Origin of the sequence: Bradyrhizobium diazoefficiens USDA 110, assembly GCF_000011365.1 — a bacterium.
GTDB lineage: Bacteria > Pseudomonadota > Alphaproteobacteria > Rhizobiales > Xanthobacteraceae > Bradyrhizobium > Bradyrhizobium diazoefficiens.
In genome coordinates, this window is record NC_004463.1 from 7,789,292 (window position 1) to 7,805,624 (window position 16,333).

16 protein-coding genes and 1 pseudogene are annotated in these 16,333 nt (G+C 66.2%); 8 read left to right on the top strand and 9 right to left on the bottom strand.

What is annotated here, in order from left to right; all coding sequences use genetic code 11:
• The 4 genes from exbB to BJA_RS35875 form a co-directional block, all read right to left on the bottom strand.
• On the bottom strand, nucleotides 1–777 hold the full coding sequence (gene exbB, locus BJA_RS35860) for a tonB-system energizer ExbB (RefSeq protein ID WP_038965517.1): 777 nt from the start codon (nucleotides 775–777) through the stop codon (nucleotides 1–3).
• Nucleotides 778–804: 27 nt separating this feature from the next.
• Nucleotides 805–1,308, bottom strand: coding sequence for a heme utilization cystosolic carrier protein HutX (gene hutX, locus BJA_RS35865; RefSeq protein WP_011089811.1), 504 nt, complete (start codon nucleotides 1,306–1,308; stop codon nucleotides 805–807).
• 27 nt (nucleotides 1,309–1,335) lie between these two features.
• Nucleotides 1,336–1,668: an antibiotic biosynthesis monooxygenase family protein gene (locus BJA_RS35870; RefSeq protein ID WP_011089812.1), complete on the bottom strand. Its 333-nt coding sequence runs from the start codon at nucleotides 1,666–1,668 to the stop codon at nucleotides 1,336–1,338.
• A 99-nt stretch (nucleotides 1,669–1,767) separates the two neighbouring features.
• Entirely contained in the window at nucleotides 1,768–4,116 is a 2,349-nt protein-coding gene (locus tag BJA_RS35875) for a TonB-dependent hemoglobin/transferrin/lactoferrin family receptor (protein WP_171463822.1), read from the bottom strand.
• Nucleotides 4,117–4,378: 262 nt separating this feature from the next.
• Here BJA_RS35875 and BJA_RS43325 point away from each other — a divergent pair, with 262 nt between their 5' ends.
• The 4 genes from BJA_RS43325 to BJA_RS35895 are packed head-to-tail and all read left to right on the top strand — an operon-like array spanning nucleotide 4,379 to nucleotide 7,427.
• The gene (locus tag BJA_RS43325) at nucleotides 4,379–4,576 is read left to right on the top strand and encodes a hemin uptake protein HemP (protein ID WP_038965515.1); all 198 of its coding nucleotides are present in this window, start codon (nucleotides 4,379–4,381) and stop codon (nucleotides 4,574–4,576) included.
• Between the two features lie 6 nt (nucleotides 4,577–4,582).
• Nucleotides 4,583–5,536, top strand: coding sequence for a heme/hemin ABC transporter substrate-binding protein (locus BJA_RS35885; RefSeq protein ID WP_011089814.1), 954 nt, complete (start codon nucleotides 4,583–4,585; stop codon nucleotides 5,534–5,536).
• A complete protein-coding gene (locus BJA_RS35890) occupies nucleotides 5,533–6,624 on the top strand; it encodes a FecCD family ABC transporter permease (protein WP_011089815.1) in 1,092 nt (363 codons plus the stop codon). The genes BJA_RS35885 and BJA_RS35890 overlap by 4 nt, the downstream gene beginning before the upstream one ends.
• Nucleotides 6,621–7,427, top strand: a complete 807-nt coding sequence (locus BJA_RS35895; protein WP_011089816.1) for a heme ABC transporter ATP-binding protein — start codon at nucleotides 6,621–6,623, stop codon at nucleotides 7,425–7,427. Before BJA_RS35890 ends, BJA_RS35895 begins: the two co-directional genes overlap by 4 nt.
• On the opposite strand, the gene BJA_RS35900 is transcribed toward BJA_RS35895, so the two are convergent.
• Together BJA_RS35900 and BJA_RS35905 are read right to left on the bottom strand one after the other, a co-directional pair.
• Entirely contained in the window at nucleotides 7,424–9,106 is a 1,683-nt protein-coding gene (locus BJA_RS35900; RefSeq protein WP_011089817.1) for a mucoidy inhibitor MuiA family protein, read from the bottom strand. The genes BJA_RS35895 and BJA_RS35900 overlap by 4 nt on opposite strands.
• 162 nt (nucleotides 9,107–9,268) lie before the next feature.
• Nucleotides 9,269–9,889: a response regulator transcription factor gene (locus BJA_RS35905; RefSeq protein ID WP_011089818.1), complete on the bottom strand. Its 621-nt coding sequence runs from the start codon at nucleotides 9,887–9,889 to the stop codon at nucleotides 9,269–9,271.
• Nucleotides 9,890–10,088: 199 nt separating this feature from the next.
• Between BJA_RS35905 and BJA_RS35910 the strand changes: the two genes are divergently transcribed.
• A complete protein-coding gene (locus tag BJA_RS35910) occupies nucleotides 10,089–11,126 on the top strand; it encodes an AraC family transcriptional regulator (protein WP_011089819.1) in 1,038 nt (345 codons plus the stop codon).
• Between the two features lie 2 nt (nucleotides 11,127–11,128).
• Here the strand turns inward: BJA_RS35910 and BJA_RS35915 are convergent, their stop codons facing one another.
• Nucleotides 11,129–12,340 carry an NnrS family protein gene (locus BJA_RS35915; protein ID WP_011089820.1) on the bottom strand — a complete coding sequence of 404 codons (1,212 nt, stop codon included), beginning with the start codon at nucleotides 12,338–12,340 and terminating at the stop codon, nucleotides 11,129–11,131.
• 129 nt (nucleotides 12,341–12,469) lie between these two features.
• Between BJA_RS35915 and BJA_RS35920 the strand changes: the two genes are divergently transcribed.
• Complete coding sequence (locus BJA_RS35920; RefSeq protein ID WP_011089821.1) at nucleotides 12,470–13,180, top strand: Crp/Fnr family transcriptional regulator; 711 nt, start codon at nucleotides 12,470–12,472, stop codon at nucleotides 13,178–13,180.
• 120 nt (nucleotides 13,181–13,300) lie between these two features.
• Here BJA_RS35920 and BJA_RS35925 read toward each other — a convergent pair whose 3' ends face one another.
• Entirely contained in the window at nucleotides 13,301–13,498 is a 198-nt protein-coding gene (locus tag BJA_RS35925; protein ID WP_011089822.1) for a DUF1858 domain-containing protein, read from the bottom strand.
• A 257-nt stretch (nucleotides 13,499–13,755) separates the two neighbouring features.
• Entirely contained in the window at nucleotides 13,756–15,108 is a 1,353-nt protein-coding gene (gene hemN, locus BJA_RS35930; protein ID WP_011089823.1) for an oxygen-independent coproporphyrinogen III oxidase, read from the bottom strand.
• A gap of 203 nt (nucleotides 15,109–15,311) precedes the next feature.
• On the opposite strand from hemN, the gene BJA_RS35935 reads away from it, so the two are divergent.
• Complete coding sequence (locus BJA_RS35935; protein WP_011089824.1) at nucleotides 15,312–15,512, top strand: hypothetical protein; 201 nt, start codon at nucleotides 15,312–15,314, stop codon at nucleotides 15,510–15,512.
• A gap of 25 nt (nucleotides 15,513–15,537) precedes the next feature.
• Nucleotides 15,538–16,002 (top strand): annotated as a pseudogene (locus BJA_RS43330) (copper chaperone PCu(A)C); the annotation flags it as partial.
• Between the last annotated feature and the right edge of the window lie 331 nt (nucleotides 16,003–16,333).

Below are 16,333 nucleotides of genomic sequence, written 5' to 3' on the forward strand. Positions count from 1 at the left end.
CTACTCCGCCGCCCGCGCCAGGCGGAAATCACTGATATCGCGCTGGCGGCTCACCAGCAGCATCAGCTGCGCCGAGGCATCGCCAAGCAGCGCGCGGTAATTGGCGATGCCGCGGACGAGATGATTGTAGATCACGACTGCCGGGATCGCGGCTACGAGGCCGAGCGCGGTGGCAAGCAGCGCCTCCGCGATGCCGGGCGCGACCACCGCAAGGCTCGTGGTGTGGCTCTCGGAGATGCCGATGAAGGCGTTCATGATGCCCCACACCGTGCCGAACAGGCCGACAAACGGCGCGGTGGCGCCGATGGTCGCGAGCACGCCGGTGCCGCGCGCGATCTGCCTGGACATCGCCGCCTCGACCCGCTCCAGCCGCAGCGCCACGCGCTCCTGAAGACCGTCGTCGACAATGCCGCCGGAGAGCTCCGCCTCCTTCGCGCAGGACTGGATGAGCTGGGCGACCGCATCATGGGCGTCCCCGGTCCGCTCCGCCGCCTCCGCCAGCTTCATCCGGCCCTCGAGCGCGCGCGTCCGCTGCACGGCGAGCGCACTCTTGCGGCGCAGCTCGACGGTCTTGGCGAGCCACACCGTCCACGTCACCACCGAGGCGACGGCCAGCCCGATCATCACCGTCTTCACGATGATGTCGGCGCCGAGGAACATGCCCCACGGCGACAGATTGCGCGGCAACAGCGCTTCGTCGATCGCGAAGGCCGGCGCCGGCGCGAGCGCCAGCGCGATGGTTAGGATCACGTGCCGAAGCCTGGACTTGCCTTGCATCCTGATCACCCGACAGACAGAAGGAAGCTATGCCGCGATCCGATCCGCGAGCTGGCGGAACCGCGCGAGCTGGTCCGCACGCAGCGCCCGGGTCTCGTCGCGGCCGACGAAGACCTTGAACATGATGCCACCGTCGGCATTGACGAAGGCGACGAAGGCCGAATTCTTGCCCATGAAGGGGCGCTCGACGAAGGCGATGCCTGCGCAACGCTCATGGCGCAGATGGCCATGCAATCCCTTCGGCTGCATCAGGTTGAAATAGCCGCGGCCGATCTCGCCCGCGGGAATTGATCCGGTGAACTCGAAGATCGCATCATCCGTGTGCACGATCAGCGTGACCTCGCCCCATTGTGCGACGTCCTGCATCGCGGCGGCAAAATGCTCGCCGCCTCCCATGCGCACCATCGACGAGGGCAGTGCCTCGATCACGGCACGTGGCGTGACATTGCGCCCCCGCGCGACGTCCTCGATCACCGCGCCGGGATTGTCGGCCATGTACGCCTTGAGATCGGCGAGATCGGTGCTCAACATGTCCAACTCCTCTCCTGCGTCGCGGCCTCAGGCGGCCGCGGCCTTGCGTTCACTCTGGATCACCTCGAAGCCCTCGAACTTGGGATGGCCCAGATAGAGGCTCTCGCCGGTCCGATTGTCGGCGCGGGCATGGGCGCGGCGGAATTCCTCGGAGCGCGTCCAGGCCTCGAACGCCGCCTTGTCGACCCAGGTGGTGTGCGACGAGTAGAGCGTGTGGTCCTCGGCCTCGGGGCCCTTCAGGAGATGAAACTCGACGAAGCCCGACATGCTGCCGAGATAGGATTCGCGCGTGGCCCAGACCGTTTCGAACGCGGTCTCCGCGCCCTTCTTCACCTGGAAACGATTCATGGCGATGAACATAAAAGTCTCTCCTTCTGATCAAGATGACAACGCGCCGAAACCGCGCTGGAACATCAGCGCGGCCCGGCGGAGATGGCTGGCGTTGCGACGCCTGTCGGCTCACGCACCTCCAAAGTGGATCTTCATGCCGGCCTTGTAGACCCGGCCCGGTCCCGGGCTCGACCACAGCACGTCGTTCTGCGTGGTGCCGTCGGTCGAGCTGCCGGGAATGGCGTAAGGCCGGTAGTACTGGTTCAAGAGGTTGTCGATCGAGGCCGACAACACGATGTCCCTGGTCGCGTTGTAAGTCAGGTACAGGTTGACCAGCTCGTAGCCGGTCGCGGGCAGATAGCCGGCGGGCACGTCGTTGTTGGGACCGTACGAGGCCCACTGCGCCGTCAGGATCAGCGTACGATCGAGCAGGCGGACGCCGCCGGTCGTGACGACCTTGCGCGGGGTGATGGTCGCAAGCCCGATATTGGTCGCGACGTTCTTGCCCTGGATGTAGTGACCGGCAACACCGATGAACCAGTCGCCGGCATCGTACATCGTCTCCGCCTCGAAGCCCCGGATGCGAGCATTGGCGATGTTCTGGTACTGATAGAACTGGCTGAACGAGCCGAATGGCGGCACCGCGACCGGCGCCGAAGCAACGAGGTCGATGTAATCGCTGACATCGTTGCGGAACAGATTGATCTTGCCGCGGAACGAATCGTTGGCGCTGAAGATGTTGTCGTATTTCAGGTTGATGCCGACTTCCTTGTTCTTGCCGACCTCGGGGCGAAGGTTCGGGTTTGGCAGGAAGCAGAACAGGCCGGCCGTGCCGTCCGGACAGACGAAGAAGGCCGGTCCGCCACCGGTCGCATGCGCGCCCGAGATCACGGTCTCGGTGATCGATGGGGCGCGATAGCCTTCGGCATAGCTGACATAAGGCTGGAAGCCCGGAACCGGCGTCACACCCAAGGTGATCTTCGGCGAGAAGCGATCACCGCCGGTGCTGGTCTTGCCGGAATCCAGGTCATAGCGGTCGTAGCGAATCGCGCTCACCGCCTCGAGCCAGGTGCTGTAATTCTGCTTCAACTGGAGGAAGCCACCCGACACGGTGCGGATGCCGCTTGGCGTGGTGATGTTGGAATTGCCGCGGCTATCGGTCGTGATCACGTCATCCTGGAACGCGTCGACGCCCCAGGTGAGCGCATTGCGCCAGTCGCCGACGTTGAAGCGCGTGGTGTTGTTGGCGTCGACGCCATACGTATTGAGGACGTAGCCGCGCTTGTCGCCGACGCAGCCCGAGACGTTGTTGCCGAAGCCGCCGTTGCAATAGGCCGATGGTGTCGTGCCGTAGTGATAAGTCTTGGTCTGGTCGTTGTCGGTGCGATTGCCGTAGACCGACATGTGCCAGTCGAACAGATTGTCGCTCGGAAGCGAGTAGTTCCAGGTGACGGTTCCGGAGTAGTTCTTGGCATCGGACGCGTAGACCGACGACCCGCGATTCAACGCAATCAGCGCCTGGGTGGTCGTCGGACCGCGATTGAACTGCCCGATATCGTATTGATAGTCCTGGAACACGGCGCCAAACTTGACCTCGTGACCGAGGGCCGGCCGCACGGTGAGCTTCATCAGGCCGGCCTCGACCTGGTTGCCGGTGTTGCCGATCTCGGTGCCGTTGCCGTCCTTGTAATTGCCCTGCGTGCGGTAGACCGCGCCGCCGAAGATATCGACATCGGGCGTGGCGCGCACGCCGCCGAATACCGAGCCGAGGCCGCGATTGTTGTTGGAGCCGTAGGATCCCGAGAGATCGACACCCCAGCGCTCGCCGGGACGCAGCACGTCGTTGATGTCCTTGGTGCGGAACGAGACCAGGCCGCCGATCGCGCCGGAGCCGTAGATGTTGGCGGTCGGTCCCCGCACGACGTCGACGCCGCCGATCAATTCAGGATCGAGGAAGAAGGAGCCGTTGGCATTGTGGCCGGTGCGTTGATAGTTCTGCCGCGCGCCGTCGACCACGACCGCGACGCGGCCGAAATCCTGCAAGCCGCGAATGTTGATAACGGTCGCGGGATCGTCGCCGCGCTCCTGGAACGAAACACCGGGAACCGAATGGAAGACGTCCGACAGCCGGTTCGGCTGAAGACCCTGGATCTGGTCGAGCGAGATCGAGCTGACGGGCGCGAGCGCGTCGATCGCTCGCTCCCTGGTCTTGGTTGCGGCGACCGTGATGGTGTCGAGCGTCTGCACCGGCGCGGCGCTGCCCGCCTGCGCACGGGCGTTCAAGGCGTCAGGCGTTGCCTGCTGTGCAGCCAGCGGCTTGGCCGGCTTGCGCTTGGCCTGCTTCGGCCGTTCCGGCGACCCATGTTCGGCCTGCGGCGATGCGGTCTGCGCGAGACCGCTCTCCGTCGCCAATGCCGCGATTGAAACCACCGACGCACCCAAAATCAAGGCGCGCGAATACTTAGCCCCGTCAGCCATATCAGCCCCAGCCTGCACTTCACTTCAGTTTTTGGAGTCGTTTGGCTGGCGTGCGTTCGCAAGGCGAACGACTGGCTGGCTGATCTTCTTAAGACGCGGGCATGTTGCCCGCTGTCATGATTGGTAACGTGGCAACACTCTGACGGTCAATGACGTCTGGTTGCAGTTTATATCGATTGTAAATTTCCGCCGTTGGAATGCGCCAGATGCCGCCTATACAAACAGGCGGCATCTGAAATTTCGAAGGCGCATCACACGGGCAATGTCAGCAACATCAGGAGACAGCGGCAGCGGGGCGGCAGAAAGTCCTTCCGCGACAACGAGAACCCTCACCATGCGCGGGAGCCGGATCGACAGCCGCGAGCTCTTTGCGCACGAGCGCGAGATCATTATCGCGCATGGCGAGGACGCCTATCGCCTGCGTTTGACCTCGCAGAACAAGCTGATCCTGACGAAGTAACCTGCAATGACATTTTGCCGCACCCTCACACAGATCCTGCTGACTGGTACGATCGCAGTCGCTTCCGCCGCGCACGCCGCTGGCATCACGGTGCATGACGCCCGCAATCGCGACGTCGCTGTTGCCGACGTCGCACGCACGGTCTCGATCGGCGGCGCCATCACCGAGATCCTCTATGCGCTCGGGCTCGAGAGCCGGCTGGTCGGCGTGGACACCACAAGCCTTTATCCGGCGGCGGCGCTGCACGACAAGCCCAATGTCGGCTACATGCGCCAGATCTCGGCCGAGGGCGTGCTCGGCCTCAATCCCACGCTGATCCTGGCGATCCAGGGATCGGGCCCGCGCGAGACCATGGACATCCTGGAGACGGCGAAGGTGCCGCTGGTGCTGGTGCCCGAAACCTTTTCCGAGGACGGCCTGATCGAGAAGATCAGGCTGGTCGGCCACGCCATGGGCGTGGATGCACGCGCCGAATGCCTCAGCGCCGCAGTCGGCGCCGATCTCGCCCAGCTCCGCGCGCTGCGCGCCAAGGTGAAAAAGCCGGTGCGCGTGATGTTCGTGATGTCGCTGCAGAACGGGCGTGCCATGGTCGCCGGCCACAAGACCGCAGCCGACGAGATCATCCAGCTCGCCGGCGCGGCGAACGCGGTCGACGATTACGACGGCTACAAGATCATCGGCGACGAGGCGATCGTGGCGGCCAGGCCCGAATTCGTGCTGTCGATCGAGCGCGGCAAGGAGTCGCTCCAGGCCGACGCGGTCTATGCCCATCCCGGCTTCGCGCTGACGCCGGTCGCGGCCAACAGGAGCTTCATCACCATGGACGGGCTTTATCTGCTCGGCTTCGGGCCGCGCACGGCGGCGGCCGCGCGCGATCTCTCCGTCAAGCTCTATCCGGCATTGGCCGACCCGGGCGGCGCGTTCACGTCGGCTCTGTCAGCGGCGAATTGCCGGCAATGAGCGTCGCGATCGGAACCGAGGCACGGAGCCTGCGACGAAGCGCGGGACGGCGGTCAGCATCGTTCGCGATTCCGCTTCTGCTCGCGGTGCTCACAGCCACCGCCATCGTCGCCCTGACGGTCGGCGCAGCCGGCATTCCCCTTTCCCGGCTGCCTGCTGCGCTCGGCGTCATGAGCAGCACGACCGCCGATGCCATGACGGCACGCGACCAGCTCGTGCTGTGGTCGATCCGCATCCCCCGGATTGTGGCGACCGCGATGGTCGGCGGACTTCTCGCCGCGGCCGGTGCGATCATGCAGGGCCTCTTCCGCAATCCTCTCGCCGATCCGGCCCTGGTCGGCGTCTCCAGCGGCGGCGCGCTGGCCGCTGCAAGCGCGATCGTCTTCACGGACTCGCGTTTCGGCGAGACGTTGCGCGTCCTCCAGACGGAGCTATTGCCGCTCGCCGCCTTCGCAGGCTCGCTGGCTACGACCGCGATCCTCTACGGGATCAGCAGCCGCGCGGGGCGGACCTCGATCGCGATCTTCCTGCTCGCCGGCGTCGCCATCACCGCCATCACCAATGCCGGCATTGGCTTGCTGGTGTTCATCGCCGACGACCGCCAGCTTCGCGACATCACGTTCTGGCTGCTGGGCTCGATGAGCGGCGCGACCTGGACCAAGGCCGCCGTGCTGGCGCCTATCCTCGTCATCGGGCTTGCCGCCTGCGCCTTCATCGGACGCGGCCTCGATCTGCTGGTGCTTGGCGAAGCCGACGCCTTTCACGGCGGCGTCGACGTCGAGCGCCTCAAGCGGATCTCGATCGTCATGGTTTCCGCCATGACCGGGGTTGCGGTGTCGATCAGCGGCGTCATCGGCTTCGTCGGCATCGTCGTGCCGCATCTCCTTCGCCTCGTCATTGGACCGGCGCATCGCCTGCTGCTGCCGGCTTCGGTGCTGCTCGGCGCCATCCTGATGGTCGGCGCCGACACGCTGGCGCGCACCATCGTGGCGCCGGCGGAGATGCCGATCGGCATTCTGACCGCGGCGGTCGGCGCCCCGGTCTTCTTGGGGATCCTGCTGCGGCAACGCGGGCTCGCCTCGCTATGAGCGCGGTGATCGAGGCGCGACACTTAAGCAAGCGCGCCGGCCGCGCGAAGCTGCTGGATGGCGTCGGCCTCACGGTTGCGGCCGGCGAGATGGTCGCCATCATCGGCCCGAACGGCGCCGGCAAGTCGACCCTGCTGCGGCTGCTCTCCGGCGACCTCCGTCCGAGCCAGGGCGAGGTATGGCTGAAGCAGCGCGACATCGGCAGCTACACGCCGCGCGAGCTTGCCGCGCGACGCGCGATGCTGTCCCAGCACATCAACGTCACCTTCCCCTTCACCGTCGAGGAGATCGTGCTGATGGGCGCAGGCGACCGCAGCGCGCGCGAGGCAGGCCGGCTCGTCGATGCCGCGCTGGACGAGGTGGGGCTGGCGCATTTCCGCGAACGGCAATTGCCGACGCTGTCGGGCGGCGAGCAGCAGCGCGCCCATTTCGCCCGCGTGCTGGTGCAGCTCGCCTGCGGCGAGGCCGAGCATGGACCGGGGCTTCTGCTGCTGGACGAGCCAACCTCGAGCCTTGATCTGCGCCACCAGATCGACCTCGTCGAGGCCGCGCGCCGCCGCGCTGGCACCGGCACCGCCGTGATCGCGATCCTGCACGATCTCAACCTGGCGATCCGCTTCGCCGACCGGCTGGTCGTGCTGAGCGGCGGCAAGCTCGCCGCCGACGGCCCGCGCACCGAGGTCGTCACGCGCGAGACCATCCGCGACATCTTCGAGATCGACGCCGTCGTCCACCAGGCCGACGGCGTTCCTTACGTGCTGCCGCAATCGATGCGGGCGGCTGCGTCTGCGGCGAGGATTTAACCCGCCGGCACGATCACCATGCCCTTGTCCTTCGGCCAGCGGATGCGCCAGGCGAAGTTGACGTCCCTGACCTCGCCGGGCTTGGCGTCGAACGACCATTCCAGCACGCCGCGCTTGTCGCGAATGTTGCTCGCGGTCGGCGGCGTGGTCGAGGGCAGCATCTCGACGACGATGTCCTCGTTCTCGCTGACCGGCAGCTGATCCTCGATCGCGACACGAATCGGGAAGTCGTGACCGTTGCGAACGGTGGTCTTGAACGAACGCTCGTCGGTCTTCGACGTCGTGACGAGCAAGCCGGCCGAGCCTTCGTTGCGCTTCAGCACAGCGCGCTCGATCTTGACCTTGTCGTCGGCGCCGAAGCCGAGCCGCACGATGTCGTCCTTGGCCGAGGCCGAGATCTTGCCGCGGCCGACGAAGACGCCGTCGCGGTAGATTGCGACCTTGCCCGGCAGCAATGTCGCCTCATCGGTCTGCTTGAAGCTGGCTTCGAGGAAGGCAGTCGAGTCCATTACGGGCGCTGCGCGCACCGCGAGGTCGGCGGGCACGCTCATCGAAGCGATGCGCAAGGCCTTGGCGCCTTCGGCAGCGCCGAGGCTGACGCGGCCGGGAATCTTGAAGGTGGCCTGGAAGTCACCGATCTCGGCAACCGCCTGCTGCTCGTCGGCACGCTCGCGCGGTTCAGGCGCTTCGGCGAGCTTGGACATGGGCTCGAACTGCGCCGAGCGCTGGCGGACAGTTGGCGCGGGCCGCGCCAGATCGGAGGCCGCACCGAGCGCCATTGGTTTCGGCGGTTGCGGATATTGCGCGACCAGCGAGCCCAGCTCCGGCGCACTGCCGCCGCGGCTGACGCGGACCGTGGAGACGCCAAGCGTGATGTTCGACCAGTCCTCGCCGGTCGACTGCGTGATTTCGGCACGGCGGACCAGCTCCAGCTGCGGCTTGCGGTCCTTGGCGCCGGTGTCGAGCCGGGCGTCATAGAGCGGCAGCCAGCGCGCGTTACGCACATTGTAAGTGACCCGCAACGTCGCCTTGGCCGCGGCCGGCGCGGCGATGTCCATACGGACTTCGAGCTTGCTCGGCGGTTTGGCCTTGCGCTCGACTTCGAGCTGGGCGATCTGCCGATCAATCTCGCGCATCTTGCGCGTGGCGTCGCGAACGGCGGTATCGGCGCTCGCAATTTCCTCGCCGACCGCGGCGAAGGCCGTGCGCCATTCGGCGATCGGCCGCGCCTCGCCCTTGTCGCCGATGCCCGCGGGGGACGCTTCCGCAAAGTGCTCCGCAAATTTGCGCCGGGCATTGGCTGAGTCGATCGCGCCTTGCAGGTCGGCGCGCTGGTCGTTCAGGGCCTCGATGCGCTTGTCCAGCTCGGGCAGGTTGACCGGCGCCGCACGCGGCGTTCGCGCATCGATCGTGCCGATGGTGAGCTTTGCACCACCCTCACCCTCCACCCGGATGGAGGAAGTATCGAGACCAAGCGGGAAGTCCTTGGCAACGAGCGTCGAGTCACCGGACGGCAGGTCGACCGTGATGATGCGAGTGACGGTGGCACCATCCGGGTAAACCGTGACGGTATCGATGGCCGATGTGGCGTCCACATCGGCGGCCCACGACGGCAACGCGAATGCCGTGGTCACCAGAACCAGGCTCGTCGTTGCCAGACATTTTGCGGTGATGCGCATGTAGTCCCTCCTGCCAGTATCGCTGCGCCGCCAGCCGGACGCGCGATCAAATGCCTCGCCATCGTGGTGAGACGCGGCAGGGAAGGAACTGGTTCGATTGGGGTTTCCGTGGGGCGCCGCTGCGGCGGCACCATGGCCGCGGAACGCGTCGCGCGCCGAGCTTCACATTTGGGTCGGCGAACCCTGGCCGAAGATGCGGCGGAGCAGATCGGTCACGTTGCGGGCGCCGGCCTTCTTCAGAATGCTGGCACGGTAGCCTTCCACCGTCCGAGCGCTCAGATGCATGCGCCGGGCGATCTCCTTGTTGGTGAGGCCGACCGCAAGGTGCTCGAGCACGTCGCCTTCGCGCGCCGTCAGGGGCTCGCAGCCGGGCAACCAACGCTGGCGGTTTGAGTTGGGCTGCCCGAACTCGTCGATGGCGGCATCGATCCGGTTGACGACGTCGCGGGTGCGGAACGGCTTTTCGATGAAGTCGGCCGCGCCGCTCTTGATCGCGTCGACTGCCATGGCGATGCTGCCGTTCGCCGAAGTCACCAGAACCGGCGCCATGCAATTCTCCTCGCGCAGCCGCCTGAGCACGTCGAGGGCGGAGCGATCCGGCGGCATCTCGAGCAGCACGCAGGCCGGCATCCGCGCCCTCGCTTCCGAGAGCAGGGACGCGCCGTCGGCGAAGCAGATCACGTCATAGGCGCTCTGTTGGAGCGCGGCGGAAAGTTGTTCGCGGGAGGCGGCGTCGGTGTCGATGACGAATACCTCGCCCTTGGAAAGCATGTTCCCCGGCATAATCCCGATCCAGCAATGTCTTGGTCAAATGATCCGAGACGGCCGGGGCCTCATCGCGCCCGGCGTCATGAGCACGGCATTCACGCCCGTGCTTCGGTTTCCCTTATGTATGTTCCGTCATGTTCCCGGATTTGACGGAACGGGACAGAAACTTTACATTTCGGGACATCTGCGGGAATGGCTGGCAGGAACGGTTTGCATGACCGACCTCATTCGCAGCGCAGGCTTGAGCTATTACCCGGAGGTCGCCCGGTCGGTCGGGCTCGACCCCAAACAGATGATGCGCAAGGTCAGGCTGCCGCTGACCTGCCTCGACAAGCCGGATACCCCCATTGCCGTGACCGGCCTGCGCCGCCTGCTCGAACTATCGGCACAGATGTCCGGCGCCGAAGACTTCGGCTTGCGCCTCGCCGAACGCGGCGGCCTGACCAACTTCGGCGCGGTCGGCCTGATCGTGCGCGAACAGGCGACCGTCGGCGAAGCGATCGAGGCGTTTTCGCGTTTCATCCATATCCATCATGACGGCATGCGGCTTGACGTTGCACGCAACAAGAAGACCGTGACCGTCGCACTGCATCTGCGCGGACGGCAGCCGAGCGCGCCGCGCCAGTCGATCGACATGGCGCTCGGCAGCGTCCACCGCATCATCCAGTCGCTGTTCGGTCATGACTGGCGGCCGCAGGAGGTGCATCTGCATTATCCGCCGCCGCACGACCGCAAGCGCTACCGCGACTTCTTCGGCTGCCGCGTGACGTTCAACGCCGAGGACGACGCGATCCTGCTGTCGGTGCACGACATGGAGCGCCGGATCCCGAGCGCGCATCCGCTGATCGCGAGCTATCTGCGCAAGCGGATCGAGGCGATCGAGACGCGTCCGGCAAGCTGGGAGGAGAAGGTCGACGAGGTCGTGCGCCTGCTGCTCGCCGGCGGCGACTGCACGGTCGAGCGCGTGGCCGAGCATCTCGCCTGCACCCGCCGCACTATCCACCGCCACCTCGCCGCGTCAGGCACCAGCTTCTCGGCCATCCTCGACGCGCAGCGCGCCGATCTCGTCGTCAAATTGATCGACGACCCCGGCCGGCCGCTGGCCGATATCGCCGCGCAGCTCGGCTTCTCCGCGCAAAGCGCGATGGCCCGCTGGTTCCGCGGCCGCTTCGGCTGCACCATCACCGCATGGCGCAAGGGCGTGCGCCCGTTGGCCAAGCCGGCCGACGTGCCTTCGGCATCCGCGGCTTAGCTCTATCGTGCCGGAGCGGGCAGGCCCATGATGGCCAGTGCGCGCCGGCTGCTGCCGGCGAGCAGCGGGCCGAACGCAATCGCAAAGCCGAGGAAGGCGACGACCCAGCCGCAGGCGGCAATGTGCAGCAGTGCATCGGCATGCGCAGGCCACACCACGGCAGCAACCCGCGCCAGCGCCGCGGCGATGATCGCGACGTAGATACCTTGTGTCGCCGGCGAGGCCGTCAGGGTCTGTCCGGTGTGGCCGAGGCTCGCACGCGTCATCACCGCGAGCGTCATCGTTCCGGCGGCGCCCGCCATCCAGGCGTGAATCCCCGCGCTCGGCGGCAACGCACCGAACACGGCCAACGCATGCAGGAGGAAACCGAGCGGCACGAAGACATAGCCGACATGCAGGATCAGGAGCAGCCGCTCGCGCGAGGTGCGGTCGCCAGCCCAGCGCGCAAGCCGCACCAGATGCAGCACGCCGACGAGCGCCATCGCGGCGCCGGTCACCACATTCAACGGCGCCACGATCCACGAGATCAGCGCCAACGCGCTCAATGCGATCACCGCGCCATCGAAGCGGCCGAACGGGACCGGCAGGCGGCCGGGATTGAACTTGACCAGCCAGTTGCGGGTGAAGCTCGGAATGATGCGGCCTCCGATCAGCGCGATCAGCAGCACGACCACGCCGATGCCGACGCGGATGCTGACATCGGCCGCGCCCGCGTAGTGCGCTTCGAGATGAAAGCCGACATTGCCGGTGAGCAGCACGAGCACCAGGATCACCACGGGAAGGTTGCGCCAATTGCCGCCCGCGATGATCTCGCGCGTCGCGGCGGCGACGACCAGCGCCAGGAACGCGGCATCGACGACAAGCGCGAACGCCCAGCCGACCTCGGCGGACAGCGTCACCGCGAGGCGGCCGGCCAGCCACACCGCCAGCAACGCGCCCAGCGACGTGCCCTGGATCGGCAGCCGCCCGGTCCAGTTCGGGATCGCCGTAAACAGGAACCCGGTGATGACCGCCGGCAGGAAGCCATAGAGCATCTCGTGGACGTGCCAGTCGCGCGGCGCGAAGGCTGACGTCACCGACAATTCGCCGTAGAACATCGGCAGCCAGGCCAGGATCGAGAGCCCTGCCTGGATGGCGGCGAGCAGGAAAAAGGGCCGAAAGCTGTTCGCGAACAGCGGCCAGCCCGCAAAGTTGCGGGATCGGGCGCCAGCCATGGGGCAACTCCTGTAAATTCAGACCGTTGCCTGGAAAAATACTGCCGCCCCGGCCGGCGGGTTTTGCGCTATCGCAAACTACCAGACGATTGCAGGTGCCATCACACTCCAGAGCGCCAAGGAGGCAGAATGGCCAAGGTCGACACATCGCTGGTTGCGCATTTGCCGCTGTTTGCCGGGGTCACGCCGGAAGCCCTGGACGAGATCCTGCGCGAGGCCCGCTCGGCGCGCTATCCCAAGAACAGCGCCATCTTCGAGCAGGGCGCAGACGCGCAGTCCTTCTTCCTGCTGCTGCACGGCCACGTCCGCGCGGCCAAGACCACGCCGACCGGCGAGCAGATCGTGGTGCGCTACGTCGCGCCCGGTGAGACGTTCGGGCTCGCGATGGCGATCGGAGCCGGGCGCTACCCCGCTACTGCGATGGCTGTCGACGACAGCGTGGTGCTGATCTGGCCGACCTCGGCCTGGCCGCGGCTGGTCGAGCGGTTTCCGGCGCTCGCCGCCAACACGCTCCAGACCGTCGGCACGCGGCTCCAGGAGAGCCACACCCGCATACTGGAAATGTCGACCCAGCAAGTCGAACAACGCATCGCGCATGCGCTGCTGCGCCTCGCCAAGCAATCCGGCAAGAAGCTCGACCACGGCATCGAGATCGACTTCCCGATCAGCCGCCAGGACATCGCGCAGATGACCGGCACCACGCTGCACACCGTGAGCCGCATCCTGAGCGGCTGGGAACAGCAGGGCCTCGTCGAGAGCGGCCGCCAGCGCATCATCCTGCGCGAACCGCACAGGATCGTCGTGCTGGCGGAGCGGAGCCCCGACAGCGGCGCGCCATGATGGCTGCGCCGGCAGGTTCACCCTGCTCCCGAAGATTGGGGTGAGAGCCGCTTTCGCTTACGGCGAAAGCGCTCCCTCACCCGGGAATCCGCACGCGGCCCGCGCGAATTCCAGACCGTCTCACGCCGGCACGCAGTCGCAGAGCGCGGCGAGGAATTTGTCGCGGTCGATGCCGTGCTCGCGGCAGGCGTCTTCCACCGTGTGGAAGGTTGCGATCGGGCAGCCGACGCAGGCCAGCCTGAAAGCAAGAAACACGCGGATCGTGTGCGGCGCCGTGCGCATGATGTCATCGACCAGATCGTCGGATCCAAAAGGCATGGACAACTCCGTTCCGAAACGACGATAGCGGAGCGAGCTGTGGTTTCTTTGTTGGAGCGCAAGCTGTTGCCAGTTCCTCGGCTCGTCATTCCGGGGCGCGCCACCGAACCCGGGTTTACCCGAGTTCGGAAGACTCTAAGATCCAAGTCGGCAACAGCCGACTTGGATGGCGCGAACCCGGAATCCATCGGGCAGCAAGCTGTGCGGTGAAATGGATTCCGGGGTCGCGCCAAGCGGCGCGCCCCGGAATGACGCAGCTACACCGCCCGGCTATGCAGCTGCTTGCCCGGATCCAGATGCGCGTCGAACGCGGCGGCGACGCTGCGGACCAGGAAGCGCGAGTCGTTCGCGACCGCGAGCCGGTCGCCGTCCAGCCTCACGACGCCGTCAGAAATCAGCGGTTTCAGACGCGACGCCGATTTGAGCATCGCCTCGGGCTCTGCGCCGTGGCGCGCGCAGATATCACCGAGATCGGCGCTGAACTCGCACATGATGCGCTCGATGATGTCGGCGCGCAGCCGGTCGTCGTCGGTGAGCCCATAGCCCTTCGCGGTGGCGAGGCGGCTGGCGCCGATGCTCTGCGCATAGGCGCCGATCTGCACCTCGTTCTGGACGTAACCCTGCGGCAGATGTCCGATGGCGCTCGCGCCGAAGCCGAGCAGGACCTCGCCTTGGTCGGTGGTATAGCCCTGGAAATTGCGCCGCAGCGTCCGCTCCTCGAAGGCCACGGCCATGGAATCGTCGGGTCGCGCGAAATGATCGAGCCCGATCTGCACGTAACCGGCCTCCTTCAGCGCATTCGCGATCGCACAGGCCTGGTCGTGACGCGCCGGGCCGTCGGGCAGCGCGCCCTGGTTGATCATGCGCTGGTGCTTCTTGAAATCAGGCACGTGAGCGTAGCCGAACACCGAGAAGCGATCGGGCGCGAGCAAGAGGCTGCGCCGCACCGTGTCCAGGCACGAGGCGACGGTCTGATGCGGCAGCCCGTAGATCAGGTCGAAATTGATTCCCGCGATGCCGGCATGCCGGAGCATGTCGACGACGGCAGCCGTCTGCTCGAAGCTCTGGATGCGGTTGATCGCACGCTGCACGATGGGGTCGAAACTCTGCACCCCCAGGCTGGCGCGATTGACGCCGGACAGCCGCATGGCCTCGACCATGTCGGCGGTCAGCGTGCGGGGATCGATCTCGACGGCAATCTCGGCCGATGGCAGTACGAAGAACGCCTGGCGCATCGCCGCCATCAACTCGGCAAAAGCCTCGGGCGCCATGATCGTCGGCGTGCCGCCGCCGAAATGGATATGCTCGACCTTGATGCGGCGGCCGATGGTCTCGGCGACCAGCGCGATCTCACTGCGCAGCGTCCGCTGGTAGGCCGCAATCAGATCGTCGCGCCGGACGATCTGGGTATGGCAGCCGCAATACCAGCACATCTCGCGGCAGAACGGCACGTGCAGATAGAGTGACGCGCTGGCACCGGCCGGGAGCTCGGACAGCCAGCGGGCGTAGGTACCGGCGTCGATGACCGGCGAGAAGTGCGGCGCGGTCGGATAGCTCGTGTAGCGAGGCAGTCTTTCTTCGCCGTAGCTCACTGCGAGATCAGCTCTCATATCTTACCCATTCGTAAATTTCGGCCGCTTGCGGAGCCGCGGCAAATCACGGAATGCATTCAGCTAACCCGGATTTGCGGAAGCGACCTTGCGCTCGCGCAAAGTCGGACCGGGGCACCGCAAACATTGCGCTCGCGCAAAGCGCAGCGGACGGTTCCGCGCAATGATCACGGGCAATTCGCACGGCATCCGGAGCGTTTGCCATGAGGCTTCTCGCACTCGAACTGATTTTCTCCCTGCTCGACGTCCGCGGCCATATCCCGCGTTTCGACGACTTCCGGCCGGTCCCGGCCTCGCCGGCCCCGGCCGGTATCGTGCACACTCTGGCCGCCGTAATCGTCGTCCTCGCCGTCCTGTCGCTGGCGATCTGGGCCGCGGTCTGGGTTGCCATTCATTTGCTATAGCCGCGTCTTCGCGAAGGCCTCGATCATGATCTCATCCAAACGCGCATTTGCCGGCGCGGTCGCCCTGACATGCCTTGTCTGGCCGCCCGCCTTCGCCGCCGACACGACCAGCGGCGATCTCGTCATCACCAAGGCCTGGAGCCGGGCGACGCCCGGGGGAGCCAAGGTCGCCGGCGGCTATCTGACGATCGAGAACAGGGGCCACGCGCCGGAGCGGTTGCAGACCGCATCGGCCGCCCATGCGCTTCGAACCGAAATCCACGAAATGGCCGTCAACAACGGCGTCATGACCATGCGCCCGCTCATCGACGGGCTCGTCATCGCCCCCGGACAAATCGTTAAACTTGCCCCCGGCGGCGGACACCTGATGTTCATCGGCCTCGATGCTCCACTTCGTGTCGGCGACCAGGTACCGGTGACGCTGTCGTTCGAGCATGCCGGCGAAGTGAAAGTGACGCTCGACGTACAGGCTATCGGCGCGCAGGCGCCGGAGAAAACAGAGCGCACGGAGATCGCGCAGCCCGCGCACCACCCCGAGCCGGCGGCGGCCGCTCCGCCCGCGATGGTTTCCGAAGCCGACGAAAGTTTCTTCACCCATCTTCATGCCGAGAAGGCCATGGCGAACGTCACGGTCTTGCCCGGTCGTGCCGGTCCGGTCGAGATCGCAATCCAGCTCGAAGATGCGAACGAGTTGCCGCTGAGCGCCGACGCCGTTGCAGTCACGCTCGGCAACCCCGAGCACGGCGTGGCGCCGATGACCGCAAACGCCGAACGCGTCGGCAACGATCAGTGGAGAGTCAGGATGTCGGCGCCGCTGTCTG

What these genes read in the sequence shown, in the direction of transcription:
- BJA_RS35885 (WP_011089814.1), top strand. Translation starts at nt 4,583, where the DNA reads ATGACATTTTGCCGCACCCTCACACAGATCCTGCTGACTGGTACGATC.
- BJA_RS35895 (WP_011089816.1), top strand. Translation starts at nt 6,621, where the DNA reads ATGAGCGCGGTGATCGAGGCGCGACACTTAAGCAAGCGCGCCGGCCGC.
- BJA_RS35905 (WP_011089818.1), bottom strand. Translation starts at nt 9,889, where the DNA reads ATGCCGGGGAACATGCTTTCCAAGGGCGAGGTATTCGTCATCGACACC.
- BJA_RS35935 (WP_011089824.1), top strand. Translation starts at nt 15,312, where the DNA reads ATGAGGCTTCTCGCACTCGAACTGATTTTCTCCCTGCTCGACGTCCGC.
- hutX (WP_011089811.1), bottom strand. Translation starts at nt 1,308, where the DNA reads ATGTTGAGCACCGATCTCGCCGATCTCAAGGCGTACATGGCCGACAAT.
- BJA_RS35920 (WP_011089821.1), top strand. Translation starts at nt 12,470, where the DNA reads ATGGCCAAGGTCGACACATCGCTGGTTGCGCATTTGCCGCTGTTTGCC.
- BJA_RS35910 (WP_011089819.1), top strand. Translation starts at nt 10,089, where the DNA reads ATGACCGACCTCATTCGCAGCGCAGGCTTGAGCTATTACCCGGAGGTC.
- BJA_RS35915 (WP_011089820.1), bottom strand. Translation starts at nt 12,340, where the DNA reads ATGGCTGGCGCCCGATCCCGCAACTTTGCGGGCTGGCCGCTGTTCGCG.
- hemN (WP_011089823.1), bottom strand. Translation starts at nt 15,108, where the DNA reads ATGAGAGCTGATCTCGCAGTGAGCTACGGCGAAGAAAGACTGCCTCGC.
- exbB (WP_038965517.1), bottom strand. Translation starts at nt 777, where the DNA reads ATGCAAGGCAAGTCCAGGCTTCGGCACGTGATCCTAACCATCGCGCTG.
- BJA_RS35900 (WP_011089817.1), bottom strand. Translation starts at nt 9,106, where the DNA reads ATGCGCATCACCGCAAAATGTCTGGCAACGACGAGCCTGGTTCTGGTG.
- BJA_RS35875 (WP_171463822.1), bottom strand. Translation starts at nt 4,116, where the DNA reads ATGGCTGACGGGGCTAAGTATTCGCGCGCCTTGATTTTGGGTGCGTCG.
- BJA_RS35925 (WP_011089822.1), bottom strand. Translation starts at nt 13,498, where the DNA reads ATGCCTTTTGGATCCGACGATCTGGTCGATGACATCATGCGCACGGCG.
- BJA_RS43325 (WP_038965515.1), top strand. Translation starts at nt 4,379, where the DNA reads ATGTCAGCAACATCAGGAGACAGCGGCAGCGGGGCGGCAGAAAGTCCT.
- BJA_RS35870 (WP_011089812.1), bottom strand. Translation starts at nt 1,668, where the DNA reads ATGTTCATCGCCATGAATCGTTTCCAGGTGAAGAAGGGCGCGGAGACC.
- BJA_RS35890 (WP_011089815.1), top strand. Translation starts at nt 5,533, where the DNA reads ATGAGCGTCGCGATCGGAACCGAGGCACGGAGCCTGCGACGAAGCGCG.